Annotated in this window: 15 protein-coding genes; 5 read left to right on the forward strand and 10 right to left on the reverse strand. The window is 71.1% G+C overall.

Going from position 1 to position 19,862, the window contains the following annotated elements; all coding sequences use genetic code 11:
* Positions 1 to 183: 183 nt before the first annotated feature.
* From ACIQ6Y_RS29545 to ACIQ6Y_RS29565, 5 genes are all read right to left on the reverse strand, one after another.
* Positions 184 to 1,413 carry a M20 family metallopeptidase gene (locus ACIQ6Y_RS29545; protein ID WP_404043390.1) on the reverse strand — a complete coding sequence of 410 codons (1,230 nt, stop codon included), beginning with the start codon at positions 1,411 to 1,413 and terminating at the stop codon, positions 184 to 186.
* A gap of 299 nt (positions 1,414 to 1,712) precedes the next feature.
* On the reverse strand, positions 1,713 to 2,777 hold the full coding sequence (locus ACIQ6Y_RS29550; protein WP_404043392.1) for a hypothetical protein: 1,065 nt from the start codon (positions 2,775 to 2,777) through the stop codon (positions 1,713 to 1,715).
* 54 nt (positions 2,778 to 2,831) lie between these two features.
* Positions 2,832 to 3,770, reverse strand: coding sequence for an N-acetylneuraminate synthase family protein (locus ACIQ6Y_RS29555; protein WP_404043394.1), 939 nt, complete (start codon positions 3,768 to 3,770; stop codon positions 2,832 to 2,834).
* A 14-nt stretch (positions 3,771 to 3,784) separates the two neighbouring features.
* Positions 3,785 to 5,011 carry a cytidylyltransferase domain-containing protein gene (locus ACIQ6Y_RS29560; RefSeq protein WP_404043396.1) on the reverse strand — a complete coding sequence of 409 codons (1,227 nt, stop codon included), beginning with the start codon at positions 5,009 to 5,011 and terminating at the stop codon, positions 3,785 to 3,787.
* Positions 5,012 to 5,124: 113 nt separating this feature from the next.
* Positions 5,125 to 6,420 carry a DUF6716 putative glycosyltransferase gene (locus ACIQ6Y_RS29565; RefSeq protein ID WP_404043398.1) on the reverse strand — a complete coding sequence of 432 codons (1,296 nt, stop codon included), beginning with the start codon at positions 6,418 to 6,420 and terminating at the stop codon, positions 5,125 to 5,127.
* Between the two features lie 198 nt (positions 6,421 to 6,618).
* Between ACIQ6Y_RS29565 and ACIQ6Y_RS29570 the strand changes: the two genes are divergently transcribed.
* The 3 genes from ACIQ6Y_RS29570 to ACIQ6Y_RS29580 all read left to right on the forward strand — a co-directional run bounded on the left by ACIQ6Y_RS29570 (position 6,619) and on the right by ACIQ6Y_RS29580 (position 10,061).
* Entirely contained in the window at positions 6,619 to 7,605 is a 987-nt protein-coding gene (locus ACIQ6Y_RS29570; protein WP_404043400.1) for a glycosyltransferase family 2 protein, read from the forward strand.
* Positions 7,605 to 8,933 carry a polysialyltransferase family glycosyltransferase gene (locus ACIQ6Y_RS29575; RefSeq protein ID WP_404043402.1) on the forward strand — a complete coding sequence of 443 codons (1,329 nt, stop codon included), beginning with the start codon at positions 7,605 to 7,607 and terminating at the stop codon, positions 8,931 to 8,933. Before ACIQ6Y_RS29570 ends, ACIQ6Y_RS29575 begins: the two co-directional genes overlap by 1 nt.
* Before the next feature lie 141 nt (positions 8,934 to 9,074).
* A complete protein-coding gene (locus ACIQ6Y_RS29580) occupies positions 9,075 to 10,061 on the forward strand; it encodes a hypothetical protein (protein ID WP_404043404.1) in 987 nt (328 codons plus the stop codon).
* 41 nt (positions 10,062 to 10,102) lie between these two features.
* On the opposite strand, the gene ACIQ6Y_RS29585 is transcribed toward ACIQ6Y_RS29580, so the two are convergent.
* Together ACIQ6Y_RS29585 and ACIQ6Y_RS29590 are read right to left on the reverse strand one after the other, a co-directional pair.
* Entirely contained in the window at positions 10,103 to 12,451 is a 2,349-nt protein-coding gene (locus ACIQ6Y_RS29585; RefSeq protein ID WP_404043406.1) for a glycosyltransferase, read from the reverse strand.
* Entirely contained in the window at positions 12,448 to 13,953 is a 1,506-nt protein-coding gene (locus ACIQ6Y_RS29590; RefSeq protein WP_404043408.1) for a glycosyltransferase family 29 protein, read from the reverse strand. The genes ACIQ6Y_RS29585 and ACIQ6Y_RS29590 overlap by 4 nt, the downstream gene beginning before the upstream one ends.
* Positions 13,954 to 14,238: 285 nt before the next feature.
* Here ACIQ6Y_RS29590 and ACIQ6Y_RS29595 point away from each other — a divergent pair, with 285 nt between their 5' ends.
* Positions 14,239 to 15,387: an acyltransferase family protein gene (locus ACIQ6Y_RS29595; RefSeq protein ID WP_404043410.1), complete on the forward strand. Its 1,149-nt coding sequence runs from the start codon at positions 14,239 to 14,241 to the stop codon at positions 15,385 to 15,387.
* Between the two features lie 7 nt (positions 15,388 to 15,394).
* Here ACIQ6Y_RS29595 and ACIQ6Y_RS29600 read toward each other — a convergent pair whose 3' ends face one another.
* On the reverse strand, positions 15,395 to 16,066 hold the full coding sequence (locus ACIQ6Y_RS29600) for a TetR/AcrR family transcriptional regulator C-terminal domain-containing protein (protein WP_404043412.1): 672 nt from the start codon (positions 16,064 to 16,066) through the stop codon (positions 15,395 to 15,397).
* A 93-nt stretch (positions 16,067 to 16,159) separates the two neighbouring features.
* Between ACIQ6Y_RS29600 and ACIQ6Y_RS29605 the strand changes: the two genes are divergently transcribed.
* On the forward strand, positions 16,160 to 17,560 hold the full coding sequence (locus ACIQ6Y_RS29605; RefSeq protein ID WP_404043414.1) for an FAD-dependent monooxygenase: 1,401 nt from the start codon (positions 16,160 to 16,162) through the stop codon (positions 17,558 to 17,560).
* Between the two features lie 2 nt (positions 17,561 to 17,562).
* On the opposite strand, the gene leuE is transcribed toward ACIQ6Y_RS29605, so the two are convergent.
* On the reverse strand, positions 17,563 to 18,219 hold the full coding sequence (leuE, locus tag ACIQ6Y_RS29610; RefSeq protein WP_404043416.1) for a leucine efflux protein LeuE: 657 nt from the start codon (positions 18,217 to 18,219) through the stop codon (positions 17,563 to 17,565).
* A 55-nt stretch (positions 18,220 to 18,274) separates the two neighbouring features.
* Complete coding sequence (locus ACIQ6Y_RS29615; RefSeq protein ID WP_404043418.1) at positions 18,275 to 19,855, reverse strand: methylmalonyl-CoA mutase; 1,581 nt, start codon at positions 19,853 to 19,855, stop codon at positions 18,275 to 18,277.
* Between the last annotated feature and the right edge of the window lie 7 nt (positions 19,856 to 19,862).

Here is a 19,862-nt window from a genome sequence, read left to right on the forward strand (position 1 = left end):
GCGCCCCCGGGGGGGGCCCCCCCCCCCCCCCCCCCCCCCCCCCGGGCCCCCCCCCCCCCCCCCCCCCCCCCCCCCCCCCCCCCCCCCCCCCCCCCCCCCCGCCCCGGCCCCGTCCCACCCACCCAGCGGGTGCGCTACCGCCACCCCCACCGGACAGGAACAGGCCGCCGCAGGCATCCGGCCCTACGACGGATCGATCAGCGCCGCCGCGGTGAAGAGCTCCACGCCCACCCCGATCGCGGACTCGTCCACGTCGAAGTCGCCTTGGTGCAGGTCACGTACCGTCCGCTCACCCGGCGGCCGGACCCCGAGGCGGGCCATGGCGCCGGGCACGTGCTCCAGGTACCAGGAGAAGTCCTCGCCCCCGAGGCTCTGCTCGGTGCCCTCGACCGACTCCGCCCCGCGCCGGGCGATCATGGCGTCCCGGAGCAGCTCGGTGACGCCGGGGTCGTTGACCACCGGCGGCACGCCGCGGACGTAGGTGATCTCGGACTTCGCGCGGTGCAGGTTCGCCACCTCGTCGATCGCCGCGACCACGATGTCCGGCGCCTGCCGCCACGCGTCGATGTCCAGGCACCGCACGGTCCCGGACAGCTCGGCGTGCTGCGGGATGACGTTCGGGGCGTGCCCCGACTCGATGCGCCCCCAGGTCACGGCAAGACCGGCACGCGTGTCGACGCGCCGGGCGACGATCGCCGGCACATCGGTGACGACGCGCGCGGCGGCGGTCACCAGGTCCGTGGTGAGGTGCGGACGCGCGGTGTGCCCACCGGGCCCGTCCAGCGCGATCTCCAGCCGGTCGCACGCCGAGGTGATCGCCCCCTGCCGCAGCCCGATCCGCCCGGCATCCACCCGAGGATCGCAGTGCACGGCGAGAATCCGCTCGACCCCGTCCAGCGCCCCGCACTCGATGGCGTCCGCGGCACCCCCGGGCAGCACCTCCTCGGCAGGCTGGAAGATCAGCCGCACGGGCCGCGGCAGCAGCCCCCGCTCGTGCAGCGAAGCCAGCACAAGGCCGGCCCCGAGGACCACGGTGGTGTGCACGTCATGCCCACAGGCATGCGCCCGATCGGGCACGGTCGACCGGTACGCGCACTCCGTCTTGGCGTCAGGGATGGGCAGCGCGTCGATGTCGGCCCGCAGGGCGAGCATGCGAGGCCCGCCGTTCCACACACCGCCCTCGACGCCGATGTCGCACACGAGCCCGGTCCCCACGGCCAGCACCCGCGGCTTCAGGCCCGCCTTCTCCAGGCGCTCCTTGATCGCGGCGGTCGTACGGAACTCCTGGTTGCCCAGCTCGGGGTGCATGTGCAGATCGCGGCGGAAGGCCACGAGCTCGGCACGCAGCGCCTCGGGAAGCGTGCCGGGAAGCACGGCTTCCCCGGGAGGAACGGCCTCGGACTCTAGGGACATCAGTTGCTTCACCCTCTGGAGGGTAGGACGCCCGGACGGCCGACTGACACGCGATCAACAAAAGTTCAGCCCGTTAGGGGAAGAAAATCTGACCGCCCAAGGCATAGCTATGGTTTCGGCTGGGTAAACTCGCCCGGCTTCACCACCGGCGAAGCAACAAACTCCGCAGCGAGTGACCCATTCCTTCCACGGATACCACGCCACGCCCGACCGACGCCGAAGTGTTCACCTGTCGGAACGGGACTCTGTGAGGTCGCACACCGGCCAGGCCCGAGGCGGCCCGCCCAAAGGGAACGACGTCACACCGCCGCGACCGCCGCCAGCCGGTGCACATCCCGGGCCGACCCCGTCACCCCCGACAGAAAACCCTGGGCGCGCGGCGAGGCCGTCCGGGTGAGCCAGCTGGGATCGATGTCACACACGGAGACCCGGACGTCGGTCCCCACGAGGGCCAGCGGAAGCGTGTGGACGACGGTGGACGGAAAGCTGAGGATCGTGCGGCCGATCGGACCACGCCGGGCGATCAGCTCCAGCGGCAGATCCGGCCGGACGACCTCCAGGCCGGTCTCCACCGCGAGCCGGTGCAGCTTGTCCGCGCTCTCCCGGCGGTGGGCGAAGTAGCGGGTGGCGCCGTGGGCCTTCGCCAGCCCCGACACCGCCTGGAGGTAGCGGTCGCCGTCGACGACGCCGGTCTCGACGAGGGAGGTGCCGACCATGTCGGCGCCCTTGGTGATGCGGGGCGGCCCGAAGCGGGAGCGGGTCCAGGCGAAGTCGTTCGCGGACACGGTCACCCCGTCCGGCACCTCCTCGATCGGCATCGAGGAGAACACCGCCACCCGCCGGCCCTCGACCGGCGTGAGCCGGCGCCGGGCCGCCGAGGACACCGGCGCGAAGACCAGGTCGCGGGGGCCGGGCCGACTGCCCTTGCGGTGCCAGCGCACCAGGCGCTCCCCGCGGGCGAGCTGCCCGACGAACTCCATGGTGGCCGTGCCGTCGTCGACGACGACCAGGTCAGGGGTCCGGGTGATGGTGAGCAGCAGCTGGACGTACCGGGAGAACGGGTCGCCCATCACGATCCGCTCGGCCCGCCGCAGGGGGCCCATCAGGCCGCCTATGGTCTGGAAGGGTGCGGTGGCGCCGCCGCGCGCCTCCTCCCAGCGGACCTGGTGTCCCTCCTCGCGGGCCAGCTCGGCCATCCGGCGGAGCTGGCCGCGGGTCATCGGGTCGACGGGCGAGAGGACCACGAGCGTGAGCCCCGCGCCGGGCGCATGCGCATGCGCCCATTCCAGTACGTTCAGCAGCTGTACCGGGCTCTCGACGAAGGCGAGAGTGCGGGGGCCGGTGTTCCCGGCGCGGGGGCTCATCGGCGTCACGACCGTCCCGTCATGAGGAGCAAGGAGGGGGTTTCCGGACCGGGGTCAGACCGAGACCGGCTCGCCCGCGGCGGCGGCGATCTCCGCCTCGGCGACGACACCGGAGACGCGGCGCAGCTTCTTCATCGGGCCGAGCTCGGAGTCGTAGACCTTCTTGACGCCGTCACCGAGGGACGCCTCGATGGTGCGGATGTCGCGCACCAGGCGCGTGAGGCCCTGCGGCTCGACGGAGGCGGCCTGGTCGGAGCCCCACATGGCGCGGTCGAGGGTGATGTGACGCTCGACGAAGACGGCGCCGAGGGCGACCGCGGCCAGCGTGGTCTGCAGGCCGGTCTCGTGGCCGGAGTAGCCGATCGGGACGTTCGGGTACTCCTTCTCCAGCGTGTTGATCACGCGGAGGTTCAGCTCCTCGGCCTTGGCGGGGTAGGTCGAGGTGGCGTGGCACATGAGGATGTTGTCGCTGCCGAGGACCTCGACCGCGTGGCGGATCTGCTTCGGCGTCGACATGCCGGTGGAGAGGATGACCGTACGGCCGGTGGCGCGCAGCTCGCGCAGCAGCTCGTCGTCGGTGAGGGAGGCGGAGGCGACCTTGTGGGCGGGCAGGTCGAACTTCTCCAGGAAGGCGACGGCCTCGGTGTCCCACGGGGACGCGAACCAGGCGATGCCCTTCTCCTTGCAGTACTCGTCGATCTGGCGGTACTCGTCCTCGCCGAACTCCACGCGGTGGCGGTAGTCGATGTACGTCATCCGGCCCCAGGGGGTGTCGCGCTCGATGTCCCACTGGTCGCGCGGGGTGCAGATCTCCGGGGTGCGCTTCTGGAACTTGACCGCGTCGCAGCCGGCCTCCGCGGCCACGTCGATCAGCTTGAAGGCGTTCTCCAGCTCACCGTTGTGGTTGATGCCGATCTCGCCGCAGATGTAGACCGGGCGGCCGGGGCCGACCTCGCGCGAACCGAACGTACGCAGACGGGAGTTGGTGCTCATGGCGAAAGGTGTCCTTACTGGGAGGGGGAGTCGAGAGAGGGTCCGAGAATCCAGCCGGCGATCTCTCGGATCGCGCCGTCGCCGCCGGGGAGGGTGGTGACCGCGCGTGCGGCGCCGCGTACGACGTCGTGGGCGCTCGCGACCGCCACGGGCCAGCCGACGAGGGCGAAGCACGGGAGGTCGTTGACGTCGTTGCCGACGTAGAGCACGCGCTCCGGCGCGATGCCCTGTTCCTCGCACCACTGCTTGAGCGCGAGGTCCTTGCGGTCGATGCCGTGCAGCACGGGGAGCTTGAGCTTCCGGGCGCGGGCGGCGACCACAGGGTTCTGTTCCGTGGAGAGGATCAGCATCTTCAGGCCGCTCCTGCGCAGCGCGGCGATGCCGAGGCCGTCTCCGCGGTGCACGGAGACGAACTCCTTTCCATCGGCGTCGATCAGCACCCGGTCATCGGTCTGGGTGCCGTCGAAGTCGAGGACGACGGCGTCGATGTCGTCGTGGGCGGGCAGCGCGCCGGGCCGGTCCGCGTCGAGGAGCGGGGCCAGTGCGCGGGCCCGCGCGAGGTCGTGCGGGTCGTCGATCTCCAGCACACGGGCCGGGTCGGTGCGGACGAGTGCGGTGCGGCCGAAGAAGCGGTGGCCGTGGGTGCGGAAGCCGGCCGCGTCCATGGCGTAGGCGGCGCCGGTCTCCAGGTAGTCCTGGGGCCGGTCCTGGCGGCGCGGACGGTAGGCCTTGTCGTGGTTGACGCCCACGCCTCCGTCGAGGTCTTCGCGGTCGCGCCAGACGAACCCGTGGAAGGGCGCGACGGTGACCGCGGTGTCGGCGCCCGCCTCCACGACGGCCGCGGCGACCCCGTCGACGTCCTCGCGCACCACGAACGGGCTGGTGCACTGCACGAGCAGAACGACATCGACCGGGGAGCCGTGCAGCGCCTCATGGGCGTCCATGGCGTGCAGGACGGCGGCCTCGGAGGTGGCGGTGTCCCCGGCGATGGCGGCGGGCCGCAGCACGACCTCGGCCCCGGCCTCCCGGGCGGCGGCCGCGATGGCGTGGTCGTCGGTGGACACGACGACGTCGGTGACGAGCCGCGCCGCGAGACACTCCCGCACGGCCCGCGCCACCAACGGCACACCGCCGACGGGCGCGAGATTCTTGGCGGGCACGCCCTTGGAGCCACCACGGGCGGGGATGACAGCGAGAACGCGCCGCATGAAGGGCGGGCTCGCGGTCTCCGGGTCGGTCATGTGAACTCCTTGTACGGTGACGCCCCCAAGGGGCGCGGGGCTGTGTCGATCTGCGGCTCCGCCGCGGGGCGCGACCAGCCCCGACGGCGCGGCAGACGAAGAAGAACGGGAGCTCACAACTCCCCCATCCGCCGGATGACGGGCGCCACCCGCTGCACCCCGTGCCGGTAGGCACCCCGCGCGGCCCTGCGCACGATCTGCCGAACAGCCCCCGGCTCCCTGTCGTGCGCGGGAGCACCGGGCAACGGCGCACCGTCGGGCCCGAGGTGATGACGGGCGAGAATCCCGGGCAGATACCCGGGCGCGGTGGCGGGCGTGTAGTACGGCGTCAGAGGCGCGAGCCCGCCGGGCTGGGCGAGCAGCTCGGCGACCCGCGACCGGGCGGCATCGAACGCCCCCTCCGTGGCGACCCCCTGCCGCGCGACCCACTCCGGGTCGGGCACGGGCCGGTACCCGGAATCGAGCTGGTCCCAAGAGGCCAGGCACCCCGACCCCACGAAGTGATGGTTGCCGAGCACCTCCCGGACCCCGAGGTCGGTCAGCACGACAGTGGGGATACGGCGGTGGAGGGACTCCAGCGCGGCCGTGGAGCTGATGGTGACCAGCAGGTCGGTCCGGTCGAGGACCTCGCCCATGTTGCCGTAGACGAGGCGGAAGTTGGCCGGGAGGTCGAGCTTCTGGGCCAGCTTCTGGTAGGGCAGTTCCTCGATGTGGGTGGTGTGTTCACCGGGCCGGGAGCGCAGCTTGAGCAGCACCTCGCGGTCGGGGTGCAGCCGCGCGTGCCGGACGAGCCGCTCCAGCAGGTACGCCCGGTCCTTGCGGCTGTCCGGGACGGACGGCTGGGCCGCGAACACCACGGTGTACGGGTCGTGTTCGCCTTCGTACGGGGCGCCGCCGAGGAAGGGGAGCGCCACCTCGGTCACGGAGCCGGCGTCGGCGCCGACACCTTCGTAGACCGCGCGGAACCGCTCGGCGTCCTGGCGGGAGTTGGCGAGGACGAGGTCGGCGCCGTGCCGCAGGAGGAGGCCGTCGGTGAGCTTCTCGTAGACGACGCCGACATAGCCGGTGACGACGACGGGCCGCCGGGGCCGGTCCTCCCACACCCGCTTGAGGCCGTGCAGCATCGCCTGCACGCCGCCGCCGACGAGGGAGAGCACGACGACGTCGTACGGCTCCTGCGCCATGGTGTGCAGGAACTCGACGGCCGTGACCTCCTTCAGGGAGTCGGCGCGCACGCCCACCTCGGCGAGCTGGCGGGCGGTCGGGGTGGCCCGGCCGCGCAGCAGGAAGCCGTCGAGGACGGGGGTGCCCGGGGAGACACGGGCCGCGGTCAGCGCGCCCCATTTCCATCGGGTGTCCGAGTCCGCGAGCACGGCGATCCGTGGGGGCTTCGTTGTACTTGCTGGCACGTCCAAGACGCTAGGAACGAATTCCGAGTTGCGGCCCAACCGCGACTCAACAAAAAGTTAACAGCAGCCCACCGAAAGCCGAACTGGCTTGTCGGAAGGGGAAAAGTACAGGGGGTGCACTGTTCCGACACATTGAGTTCACTGCCTGTATGCCCGGCGGAAATTTACCCGGCGGGGCCGCCTTCTAGGCTTTCGCAGGTGCCAAAGCTTTCCGTGATCGTGCCGTTCTACAACGTCCAGCAATACGCGCCGGACACGCTCAGAAGTCTTCGCAGGAACGCGCGGAGCGACTTCGAATTCGTGTTGGTGGACGACCATTCCCAGGACGAGACTCCGGCCATTCTCGAGCGTGCGGCCGAGGAACTGTCCGAGGTCGCCCAGGTGCGGTACGTCCGCCATGAGGTGAACGGCGGTCTCGCCACCGCGCGCAACACCGGTCTGGACGCGGCGAGCGGCGAGTATCTGACGTTCCTGGACGGCGACGACTGGCTCGCCCGAGGCTACCTGGCCGAGCTGCTGGCCGCTCATGAGGAGCTGGGCTGCGACTTCGTGCGCACCGACCATGTCCAGGCCACCGCTCGCGCCCGGACCGTGCACCGGGCGCCGGTCGGCCCGCGCGGGCAGGTGCTGGACCCGCGCGCGGCGATCCTGCCCGCCGACCGCTCCACATCGGTGGACTACGCCTACGCCTGGGCCGGCTGCTACCACCGCCGGCTCCTGGACCGGGGCCTGCTGCACTTCACGGACGGGCTGCGCACCGCCGAGGACCGGCCGTGGATCTGGAAGCTGCACCGCGAGGCGGAGTCGTTCGCGGTGCTGAGCCTGCTGGGAGTGTTCTACCGGCGCGGGGTGGCCACCTCGCTCACGCAGATCGGTGACATGCGCCAGCTGGACTTCATCCGCGCCTTCGACCAGGTGATAGAGGAGACGGCGCAGGACCCGGACGCCGACAGTCTCCTGCCGAAGGCGGTGCGCACCTACTGCGCGATCATCGCCCACCATCTGTCCGACGAGTCGAAGTGGGAGCCGGCCGTGGCGAAGGAGCTGCGGCTGCGGAGCGCGGCAGCCATCAAGCGCATGCCGCAGGACGCGCTCGGTGACGTGCTCGACACCATGGACCTGAATCGCTCCACCCAGCTGCGGCGGCTGCGGCGCCGGGCCTCCAGCACGAAGGCGGCTGCCTGATGTCCCGTACGACCCGGATCTTCTGCGCCTCCACGCTGTACGGCGCCGCCACGCTGGCCGCCGCGCTCGACGCGGGCTGTTTCACCGACGCGGACCGCCGGGTGCTGCTGGTGTTCAACAACGCCGCGAACCCGGAGACCACGCCCGCGGTCGACGAGATGCCGGGCTTCGAGCAGCTGCGCGACCACTTCGACGACGTGCTGTCCTTCAACGAGGCGATCCATCCGTTCCACCCGGGCGCCTGGGTGCCGCGTGCGGACGACCTGCCGCTGTTCGAGCGGTATCTGCGGCTGCTGTGGGGGCTCGGGGAGGACCGGGTGGAGCTGGTCCTGGAGTCGATCCAGGTCAGCCCCGCGCTCACCCTCGCGCAGATCTTCACCGGGGCGCCGGTCGACGTCTATGCCGACGGTCTGATGAGCTACGGCCCCACCCGCAACAAGATCGACCCGCTGGTCGGCACGCGTGTGAGGCGGCTGCTGCATCTGGACCTGGTGCCGGGTCTGACGCCGCTGCTGCTGACGGAGTTCGGCGTCCCGGCGCAGGTCGTGCCGACGCCCGCGTTCCTGAAGGTGATGAGCCGTCTGACCGCGGCGCCCGAGGAGCTGCCGGAGGTGCCCGAGGGGGCCGCGCTGCTGCTGGGCCAGTATCTGTCCGCGCTGAACATCCTCTCCGCGCAGGAGGAGGAAGAGCTGCATGTGCGGATGATGCGGGGCGCGGTGGCGCGCGGGCACCGGGCGGTCGTGTTCAAGCCGCACCCGACCGCTCCGGCGAGCTACGGCCGGGCACTGGAGACCGAGGCGGAGCGGCTCGGTGTCGAACTGACCGTCGTGGACACGCCCGTACTGGCCGAGGTGCTGTTCGAGAAGGCGCAGCCCGCGCTGGTCGTCGGCTGCTTCTCGACCGCGCTGTTCACGGCGTCCGCGTTCTACGCCCTGCCGGTCGCCCGGATCGGCACCGAGCCGCTGCTCGACCGGCTGACGCCGTACCAGAACAGCAACCGTGTCCCGGTGACGCTGGCGGACGCGCTGCTGCCGGACCTGGAGGCCGAGGGCGGTGACACGTTGCCGCAGGAGCAGCTGACCGGGCTGGTGGAGACGGTCGGGTTCACCATGCAGCCGCAGATCCTCGGCGCCCTGCGCCCGGCGGCGGAGCGGTTCCTCGCCGCGCACCTCGGGGCGCGCACCCAGCGCTACTTCAAGCGCCGCCGGCTGACCGTGCTGGGCCTGCCGGGCGGCATTCCGCAGCGGCTGTCGTTCCTGCCGCGCAACGCGACGGCCCGGCGGGTGGTGCGGCGGGCGAAGGCCCTGCGCAAGGCGGTCCGCCGGTAGGCCAACCGCGGGTGAATCAGGGAGAGACGCTAAGGAAACAGCGGCCAACCCTTGGGTTCACTCATTGATTCCATGGTGGGGCGGCGTTCGTGGCCCTAGGATCACACAACGCGCCGCCCCAACCGACCCCGTGAGGCCTCCATGTCGAACCTGGCCCGGCTCTACCCGCTCCTCGACGATGTCCGGCTCCCGGACGACCTGCCGTACACGCAGTGCAGCACCTGGGAGCTGAAGTTCCTCTATCTGCTGGGGCGGCATCACCTCACGGGGCAGGACCGGATCGTCGAACTGGGCGCGGGCGGCGGCGGATCGACGTACGCGCTGGCGCTGGGGCTGCACGAGAGCCCGGTGTTCGACGAGAAGACGGGACGGCTGCACGCCTACGACTTCTTCCGGGTCGGCAAGGGCACCTTCGCCAGCGAGAAGTTCTTCACCTCCGGCAAGGCGCCCGAGGGCGACAACTCGTTCCTGGAGGAGTTCAAGGGCCGCCTGGAGCCGTTCCTGCCGTTCCTGGAGATCCACGCCGGCGACCTGTGGCAGACCTCCGACCCGGACGACCTCACGCCGGTGGAGTTCCTGCACATCGACATCGCCAAGACGGCCCGGGTCTTCCGGTGCGTCAGCGAGCGTTTCCTGACCCGCCTGCGGCCCGGCTCGGTCGTGCTGCACCAGGACTTCGCCGGACCGCGCCTGCCCTGGCTGCACCACAGCACCGGCGCGCTGCTGCCCTACATCGAGCTCGCCGGCCCCCCGATCCGCTCCACCCTCGCCTTCGAGGTGGTCCGCCCCATCCCGGAGCACGTCCTGAAGGCCATCAGCGAGGGCTCCTTCTCCTACGACGAGAAGCTCCGGCTGATCTCGGCCGTGCAGGAGCGCGTCGACCGCGACCACACCGGCGGCATCCCCTTCAGGTCCGTACTGGAGCTGGCCAAGGCGTACGTCGCCCACTACGAGGGCCGGCACCGGCAGGCCTGGCAGATCACCAAGCCGCTGCTGGACGACGAGTACCTCGCCCGCACCCGCGCCGACCACTTCGAGCAGCTGAGGAAGGCGTACGAGAAGGACCGGGCGGAGAAGGGCGGCGGCGCGCTGTTCACCCGGCTGGTGCGGAAGGTCGCGGGACGCTGAGAGACGGGCCCCCACGCAGGCGGGGGCCCGTCTCTTCTCGCTCAGCCGCCGAGGATCGTGCGCAGCTCGGCCGCGTTCGCCTGGGTGATCTTCCACAGTTCCTGCTGCCTGCCGTGGACGTCGGCCACCGTCCTGGCGTGGTCGGCGAGCAGGTCCCGCGCGCGCTCCACCAAGACCGCGGCGAGGTTGCGGTCGTGGACCGACACGCCCCACTCGGGCCGCTCGATGTCGGCGAGGAAGTACGCCATCTTCGGGTGCGAGATCAGGCTGATGATGGGCGTGCCGCAGCCGAACGGGATCATGCCCGCGTGGCCGCGCATGCCGATGACCAGCTTCGTCCGGGCGTACAGGTCGCGGATGCCGTCGTTGTCGAAGTCGTACATCGGGATGACCGGCAGCGAGATCCCGTGCTCGCGGCGCAGGTCGAAGGCGAGCTTCTCGTCGTCGAGGGAGTGCGCCACGATCTGCACCTCGGCGAGTGCGCCGAGGTCCCGCACGGCCTTGGCCATCTGCGCGAGGAAGTAGCCGTAGTCGTGGCCGAAGCGCAGGCCCGCGCGGTCGTAGGCGGCGTTGACGAGGATCGTGTCGTCGCGGTGCGCCGGGTCCTGCCAGTTCGCGACCAGTTGGCGGGTGACCGTGGTGGGGCAGGGCTGGAAGCGGACCTTGTCGTGCAGGTGCGCCGGGAGCATGGCGCGGACCTTCTCGATCGAGCCGTGGTTGCGCAGGCCGAAGAAGGCTGACTTCTCCACCAGCTTGCGCAGCGACTCACGGAAGCGCTGGGCGCGGTAGGACTGTCCGTCGAAGGCGTTGAAGCCGACCGCGTACACCGCGACGGGGACGTCGATGCGCTCCAGCATCTCGTCCGGGACGTTCCACTGCCAGGCGCTGTTGCCGTTGGGCATGGTGTCCGGGATGAACAGGCCGCCACCGCCGATGACCAGGCCGCGGCGGGCGTTGACCCGCTCCAGCGCGGCCTCGTCGAACAGCCGGTGGGCGTGGACGGAGTGCCAGCGGCGGCCGGTGGTGTCCGGGTCGAAGGCGAGCCGGACGGACTCGGGCAGCAGCTTGTCACCGGCGTTGCCCTGCCGGTCCATGTAGAAGGCGACGTGCGCGAGCTGCTCGCCCGCGCTGCCCTGCGCCTGCGCGGGGACACCGGTGGCCCGCTGGTGCCAGACGCGGCTGGCGCGGTGCGTGGGGTCGACGGTGAGGCCCTGCAGCGCGTACTGCTGCGCGGCGGCGTCGTCGCCGTGCACCCAGGAGATCTGGGCGAGACGCGCGAAGGCGGTCGCGGCGCGGTTGGGCGCGGCAGTGGCCAGCAGCAGCTGGGCGCGGGCCTCGGCGTAGCGGGAGACGCTCATCAGGGCGTGCCCGTACACCTCGTGCGGCCAGGCCTCGTCGATGGGGAGGTGGACGCGCTCCATGATGTCGACGGCCGACTGGAAGTCACCGTTCGCTATGTGCGCGTGGGCGACCCGGCGGGCGGTGTCGACGTCCCCGGTGCGCTCCACGTACGGGGTGCCGAAGTGCACCAGCAGGTCGCGGTGGAGGTTGCCGCCGCCGCGGGAGAGGTAGGCGGACTGCAGCGCGGCGTCGCTCATCTCGAAGTCGCGCCAGCGCTCCTGCGCCTTGGTGTAGCCGGCCTCGCCGCCCTGCCAGGGCTTGTGGCGGCCGGTGAAGTGCAGGATCGCGGTGTCGTCGGGGACGTCGAGGTCGCCGGACAGGCGCCGCTTGACGAAGTTGTACTTCGGGTCGAGGCGTACGAAGTCGCCGTCCAGGACGGCGTTGAGGATGCCCTGGTCGTGCTTGTCGAGCTCGTAGGAGCCCTCCCGGCCGACCTTGTCGATCTTCGCGTAGAACGCGTCGCTGAGGTATTCCTTCTGGATGACGAGCAGGCCGGAGTTCAGCTTGTGCTGCCCGTAGAAGAACTGCGGTACGGCGGCCAGGCCCTCGCGCAGGGAGAGCAGTTCGGCGAGTGAACCGAGGACGACCATGTCGGTGTCCAGGGTGATCACGGTGTCGTAGTCGCGGATCCGGAAGACGTCGAGGATGAAGTACGCCTTGCGGACCAGGTAGTTGTCCTGGTCGCCCTTGGCGTAGGTGTCGTAGTGGTCGGCGTCGACGCGGCGGAAGTCGACCCGCGGGTGCAGGGCGCGGATCCGGGCGACCGAGGACGGCTTGAGGTCGTCGTGCAGGACGATGAAGTCCTCGCACACGCCCGGGTTGGACAGGGCGAGCGAGCGCAGCAGGGCGAGGAAGCCGGGCAGGTAGTTCTCGTCGACGAAGCTCGCGAAGGCGATGCGGCGCTTGCCGGTGAGCGCGCGGGCGTCGGTGGCCGGGGCCGCGGCGGCGGAGGTGATGGTCGGCGCGGCTGATGTGATGGTCGCGGTCATCGCAGGGAGATCCTCATGCCGGAGACGCTCTGGGCCCGTTCCATGACCCACGCCTTCTCGCTGGTGTATTCGTGCACGGACGTGATGGGCATCTTCATGGCGGCGTCGACGCGGTAGGCGCCGGACTCGTAGAAGTCGAAGCCGATCAGGTCGAGGGTGGGGCTGACGTCGAGGAAGTCGAGCAGCCACAGCGTGTTGAAGCCGCTGGTGGGGATGGCGGGCCAGCGGTCGGTGCCGAGGCGGCCGATGTTCCGCACGGGCCAGCGCAGCGTCTCGTCGCCGAGGTACTTCTGCGCGCCGGGCACCAGGCGGGTGCGCAGGGAGTGCTTCCAGTCGGCGGAGATGCCGCCGAAGACCAGCCGGGTGTCGACGTGCTTGTCCCAGTTGAAGCCGTGCTTGTGGATGGTGACGTGGATGTCGGTACGGCGGCCGGTGTGCGCGGGCTCGATCCGGTACGAGTTGAAGCGTACGACCAGGTCGTAGGCGTCGATCTCGGCGCCCATCGAACTCTCGCCGACCTTGCCGGAGTTGGCGATCAGCGCGATCGACTTCCCCGCGATCCGGTTGCGGAACTCGCCGAGGCTGAGCCACTGCACGCCGCCGTACAGCGGGTCGGCCACGGGGCCGCGCATGCGGTTGCGGCGCTGTTCGGCGAAGAGGGAGATCAGCTCGGTCAGTTCGGGCGTGGGCCGCACCTGGGCGGTGGTGGCGAGGTCCAGGTAGTGGGCGAGGGCCTCCTGGAACTCCTGCTCGGGCGCCTCGGCGCGGTCCATCGCGACAAGCGCTCCCACGAGGCGGGCGCGGGCACTCTCCCAGTCGCCCGAGGCGTGGGCGGCGAGGCCGTCGGCCCAGGTGTCGGTGGCGGGGGCCGCGGCGAACCGCTCGGCGGCGGGCACCGTACGGAGCAGCAGGCCGAGCAGTTCGGCGCGCCTGTCCTGGGCGACGCGGATGCCGGTGACCTTGGCGCGGACGCCGAAGCCGTCCTCGTCGGTCAGCTCCAGATAGCGGTCGAAGGCCTCGACGGCGGCGGCCGGACGGCCCATGGCCTCCAGCAGCCGGCCGCGCAGCCGCCAGCCGGCGCGGGAGTTCCTGCGCTGGGTGAGGACGGTGTCGCTGATGAGCAGGGCGAGGTTCAGCTCGTCGTCGTACCCGCAGTCCAGGGCCTTGTTGCCGACCGCGAGCAGGGCGTCGAGGAGGTCGTTGCCGATGCCGGTGCTCGCGGGCCTGGTGCCGCGCCGGATGAGGCCGCCCGCGCCGGCCGGTGCGGGGGCGGGCGCCTGCGTCTGCGCCCACAGGGCGAGCAGCTTGCGTACATGCTCGGCCAGGGCGATGCGCCGGGAGTCGAGGCTCCCGACGAGCTTGCCGCTGTGCACGGCGCATGCGCGCAGACAGTCGTCCAGCTCGGCCGGGGTGACCTGGGCGGTCGGCGGGCCGGCGTCCGTGGGCGCGGATGCCAGGTCCCCGGTCCGGGGACGTGACCATCTGCTGCGAACCCTCGTCATGGTGCTCCTGCTCTGGGAAATGGCGAAGAAGGCAAGAAGATGCCGAAGCATGGGTGAAGGTCGGAGAACAGTAAGAAACCAATGCGACCAGCAGGTGAACCGCTCGGGACCGTCGGGCAAATGGTGCTTCCGTCGAACGGAATTCCTCGGATTCGCCTCTAGGGTGGGCGCGTTGACCCAATCCGGTGACCCGATCCGGTGACTCACTCCGGTGACTCACTGCGGTGACTCACTCCGTTGATCGACTCCGGTGACCGACTCCGGTGACTGACGAGGAATGGCCCCATGACCGAAACGGTCGTCGGCACCCCGGCGCCCCGGCCCGTCACGTCCGCTCCCGGCAATTCCCGCGACACGGCCGCGCCCGCGGCGAGGAATTCCGGCGGACGGCTGCGCGCCCTGGACGGACTGCGGCTGCTGGCCGCGCTGATGGTCGCCTTCTACCACTACGGGGGCCGCGGCGGTGAGATCACGCGGGCCTGGGGCTCCTCGCCCAGTACGCAGTTCCCGACGCTGCATTCCTGGTTCGCCTACGGCTGCCTCGGTGTGCAGGTCTTCTTCGTCATCAGCGGCTTCGTCATCTGCATGAGCGGCTGGGGCCGCCCCCTGCGGTCCTTCTTCGCCTCGCGCGTGGCCCGGCTGATGCCCGCGTACTGGGTGGCCGTCGTGCTCGTGACGGCCGTGTTCGCGCTGCCGGTGGTGGCGTACGACGCGGTCTCGCCCAGCGACGCGCTGGTGAACATGACGCTGCTTCAGCAGCCGCTCGGCGCCGACCGGGTGCTCGGGGTGTGCTGGACGCTGTGGGTGGAGGTCCGCTTCTACGCGCTGTTCGCCCTGTGCGTCGTGCTGCCCGGGGCCTCGCGGCGGCGGGTCGTGATGTTCTGCGCGGTGTGGACGCTCGCCGCGGCCGTGGCGGACGCCGCGAACGAGCCGCTGCTCGACCTGGTGCTGATGCCCGAGCACGCGCCGTTCTTCATCGGCGGCATCGGCATCTACCTGCTGTACCGCGACCGCCGGGACGTCACCGCCTGGGGCATCGTCGCGGTGAGCTGGCTGACCGGGCAGCACTACGCGGTGGCCGAGCTGTGGCACCGGCCCGGCCCCGGTCACTTCTCCTACCGCTCGGCGTACGTCATCATCGCGATCGTCACCCTCGGCTTCCTCGCGGTGCTCGCCGTGGCGCTGGGCTGGCTGCGCCGGGCCGACTGGCGCCGGCTGACGTTCGCGGGCGCGCTGACGTACCCCTTCTACCTGGTGCACGAGCATCTGGGCTGGGTCGCCGTGGAGGTCTTCCACCAGCGTCTCGGCTTGCCGGCCTACCCGACCCTGGCCGCGACCCTGGCGTGCATGCTGTTCCTGGCGTGGCTGTTCAACCGGTTCGTGGAGCGCCGGGGGACACGGCTGCTGCGCGAGGCGCTGGCCAAGTCCCGCTGAGCCGGAGTCATGTAGCGGCTGGGTCGCTCAGCAAGGTCGCCTCGATACCTGCGATCACCGCGTGCAGGCCGGCCGCGAAGCCCTCGTCGCGGTGCTGGAACATCTCGTGGCCCGCCTGGGCGGCCAGCGGCTGGCCCGCGAGGCGCTCGGCGCGGGCCTGGAGGTCGTAGCCCCCGGTGCCGGTGGCCGGGTCGGGGCCCATGGACTGCTCCTCGATGACGAAGCCGATGGTGTAGCTGTACGCCGTGAACCAGGCGCGTGCCGCGGCGGCCGGGGTGAAGCCCGCCCGGGTCAGCAGGCGCAGATTGGCCTCCATCGGCTCGGCGTACGACATGTCGGTGAAGCGGGTGCCGGCGTAGACCTTGGCGCCGTCGCGGTAGCGCAGCAGATGCTCGCGCAGGCCGCTCATCATGCGGAAGAACGCCGGTCGCCACTCCTGCGGCGGGGCGTCGGCACGGTCGGTGAACTCGGCCGCCATGCGGCGCAGCATCTCGGTGGCCATCTCGTCCAGCAGCGCCTGCTTGTCCTTGAAGTGCCAGTACAGGGCGGGTGCCTTGACGTCCAGTTCCTTGGCGATGGCGCGCAGCGTGAGCCCCTCCAGGCCGACCTCGTTCAGCAGCTTCAGGGCGGTGTCCGCGACGCGGCCGCGGTCGAGCGGGGCCCGGCGTTCGGTAGTCACGCTCCCCAACCTATCGGTTTCCCCCTTGTGTCCTTAACGGTGTTAAGGGCATGCTGTCACCCCGACCACTTAACAGCGTTAAGGGAGCTGATCATGCGGGACGTTCTGATCGTGGGCGCCGGGCCGACCGGCCTCGCCCTCGGTATCGACCTCGCCCGGCGCGGAGTCGACGCCCTCCTCGTGGAGAAGGCCGACGGGCTCTTCCCGGGCTCACGCGGCAAGGGCCTCCAGCCGCGCACGATGGAGGTCTTCGACGACCTCGGCGTGCTGGAGCCGATCCGCGCGGCGGGCGGCGCGTATCCCGTCGGGATGATCTGGCGGGACGGCGAGCAGGTGGGCGAGCATCACCTGGTCGACCCGGCGGAGATCACCGAGGGCCCCCTCGGCCCGTGGATGGTGCCGCAGTGGCGCACCCAGCAGATCCTGCTGGGCCGCCTGGAGGAACTCGGCGGCCGGGTCGAGTTCGGCCGTGAGGCCGTCGGCCTCGACCAGGACGCGGACGGCGTCACCGTGCACTTCGCCTCCGGCGAGCCCGTCCGCGCCCGGTACGCCGTCGCCGCCGACGGCGGCCGCTCGGTGCTGCGCCGCGCCCTGGGCATCCCCATGACCGGCGAGAGCGTCGACCCTCACCCGACGCTGGTGGCGGACGTGCGGGTCAGCGGGCTCGGGCGGGAGTACTGGCACCTCTTCCCGCCGTCCGCGGAGGGCGAGGGCTATCTCGCGCTGTGCCCGCTGGCCGGTACGGAGGACTTCCAGCTGGTCGCCCAGCTCCCGCAGGACGCGACCCCCGACCTCGGCCTCGACGGCATCCGCAAGCTCGTCGCGTCGCGCTCGCACCTGGCGCCCGAGGAGGTGACCGAGGTGCGCTGGGCGTCCGACTTCCGGCCGAGGGCCGCGCTGGCCGACCGCTTCCGCGCGGGGCGGGTCTTCCTCGCGGGCGACGCGGCCCACGTCCACTCACCGGCCGGTGGGCAGGGGCTCAACACCAGCGTCCAGGACGCCTACAACCTGGGCTGGAAACTGGGCGCCGTACTGCGCGAGGGCGCTCCGGCCGCGCTGCTCGACAGCTACGAGGCCGAACGCCGCCCGGTCGCGGCGGACATGCTGGGCCTGTCCACGCGCATCCACCGCGGCGAGGCCCGGCGCGGCGCCGCCACGAGCCAGCTCGGCCTCGGCTACCCGGACTCCCCGCTCAGCGAGGACACCCGCACGGCCCCCTCCGGCACGGTCCGCGCCGGCGACCGCGCACCCGACGGGGAGGCGACCCCGGGCGCACGGCTCTTCGACGCCTTCCGGGGCCCGCACTGGACCCTGCTCACCGTGGGCACGGACGCCGCTCTCCCCCCGCTCGGTGTCCCCGAGACCCGGATCGCGGCGCACGAGGCCTACGGCAGGGGCGTGTTCCTGATCCGCCCCGACGGGTACGTCGGCTGGGCGGGCGAGACGGCAGCAGGGCTGACGGAGTACGCCCAGCGCGTGGGCGTGCGGAAGTAGACCTACGCGCTCGCCAGCGACAGCTTCACCGCGAAGCCCAGGAACAGCGCGCCCGCGGCCGAGGTGGCGCCCGCCGCGAGGCGCCTGCGCCGACGGAAGGCGTCCGCCAGGCGGGTGCCGCCGAATATGAGCAGCGACAGATACAGGAAGCTGGCGGTCTGGAGCAGGGCGCCGAGCACGACGAAGGACAGGGCCGGGTAGGCGTAGTCCGGGTCGACGAACTGCACGAAGAACGAGATCAGGAACAGGATCGCCTTCGGGTTGAGCAGCGAGACCACCAGCGCACGCCGGTAGGGGCGCTCCTCCCCCGGCTCCACCGGGGCGGCCACGGCCTGCACGGCCGCCCGCTCACCGCGTGTCTTCCACATGGCCCACGCCGAGCGCAGCATCCCGTACGCCATCCAGCCCAGGTACGCGGCGCCGGCGTACTTCACCACCAGGAACAGCAGCGGTGTCGTGGTGAGCACCGAGGCCGCCCCGAGCGCCGCCAGTGTCATCAGGATCGTGTCCCCGGTGAAGACCCCGGCCGCCGCCGCGTAACCGGTGCGCACGCCTTTGCGGGCGGCCACCGAGAGCACGTACAGCGAGTTGGGGCCGGGGAGGAGGACGATCAGGACGAGTCCTGCCAGATAGGTGGGGAGATCGATGACGCCGAACATGAGAAGGAGTGTCGCACGGGGGTACGACACTCCTTCTTCGGCGTCCGTCAGTCGGTCAGAACGCGTCGGTGGGCACGTACGTCCCCCACACCTCGCGCAGGGCGTTGCAGACCTCGCCGACGGTGGCGCGGGCCTTGAGGGCGTCCTTCATCGGGTACAGGACGTTGTCCTCGCCCTCGGCGGCCTTCTTCAGGGCCTGAAGGGCCGCGTCCACCGCCGCCTGGTCGCGCTCGGCACGCAGCCGGGCCAGGCGGTCGGCCTGCTGGGCCTCGATCGCCGGGTCCACGCGCAGCGGCTCGTAGGGCTCTTCCTCGTCGAGCTGGAAGCGGTTGACGCCGACGACGACGCGCTCGGCGGAGTCGGTCTCCTGCGCGATGCGGTAGGCGTTGCGCTCGATCTCGTTCTTCTGGAAACCGTGCTCGATCGCGGTGACCGCGCCGCCGAGGTCCTCGACCTTCTGCATCAGCTCGACGGCGGCTGCCTCGACCTCGTCGGTCATCTTCTCGATGACGTACGAGCCCGCGAACGGGTCGACCGTCGCCGTCACGTCCGTCTCGTACGCCAGCACCTGCTGGGTGCGCAGGGCGAGCCGGGCCGACTTGTCCGTCGGCAGCGCGATCGCCTCGTCGAAGGAGTTCGTGTGCAGCGACTGCGTGCCGCCGAGCACCGCCGCCAGGCCCTGCACGGCCACGCGGACCAGGTTGACCTCCGGCTGCTGCGCGGTCAGCTGCACACCCGCCGTCTGCGTGTGGAACCGCAGCATCATCGACTTCGGGTTCTTCGCGCCGAACTCCTCGCGCATCACCTTCGCCCAGATCCGGCGGGCCGCGCGGAACTTGGCGACCTCCTCCAGGATCGTCGTACGCGCCACGAAGAAGAAGGACAGGCGGGGCGCGAAGTCGTCGACGTCCATGCCGGCCGCGACCGCCGTACGCACGTACTCGATGCCGTCGGCGAGGGTGAACGCGATCTCCTGCGCGGGCGAGGCACCCGCCTCGGCCATGTGGTAGCCGGAGATCGAGATGGTGTTCCACTTCGGGATCTCGGCCTTGCAGTACTTGAAGATGTCCGCGATCAGGCGCAGGGAGGGCTTCGGCGGGAAGATGTACGTCCCCCGCGCGATGTACTCCTTCAGCACGTCGTTCTGGATCGTGCCGGTCAGCTTGTCCGCGCTGACGCCCTGCTCCTCCGCGACGAGTTGGTAGAGGAGCAGCAGCAGGGCGGCGGGGGCGTTGATCGTCATCGACGTCGACACCTTGTCCAGCGGGATCCCGCCGAACAGCACCCGCATGTCGTCGACCGAGTCGATCGCCACGCCCACCTTGCCGACCTCGCCCGAGGCGATCGGCGCGTCCGAGTCGTGGCCCATCTGCGTGGGCAGGTCGAACGCGACGGACAGACCCATCGTGCCGTTGGCGATCAGCTGCTTGTAGCGGGCGTTGGACTCCGACGCCGTGCCGAAACCGGCGTACTGGCGCATCGTCCACGGACGCCCCGTGTACATCGACGGATACACGCCCCGCGTGAACGGATACGCACCCGGCTCACCCAGCTTCTCCGCCGGGTCCCAGCCCTCCAACGTGTCCGGCCCGTACACCGGCTCGATGGGCAGTCCGGACTCCGACTCGCGTGCCATGGTGTGC

Origin of the sequence: Streptomyces sp. NPDC096205 (assembly GCF_044763135.1) — a bacterium.
Taxonomy (GTDB): domain Bacteria; phylum Actinomycetota; class Actinomycetes; order Streptomycetales; family Streptomycetaceae; genus Streptomyces.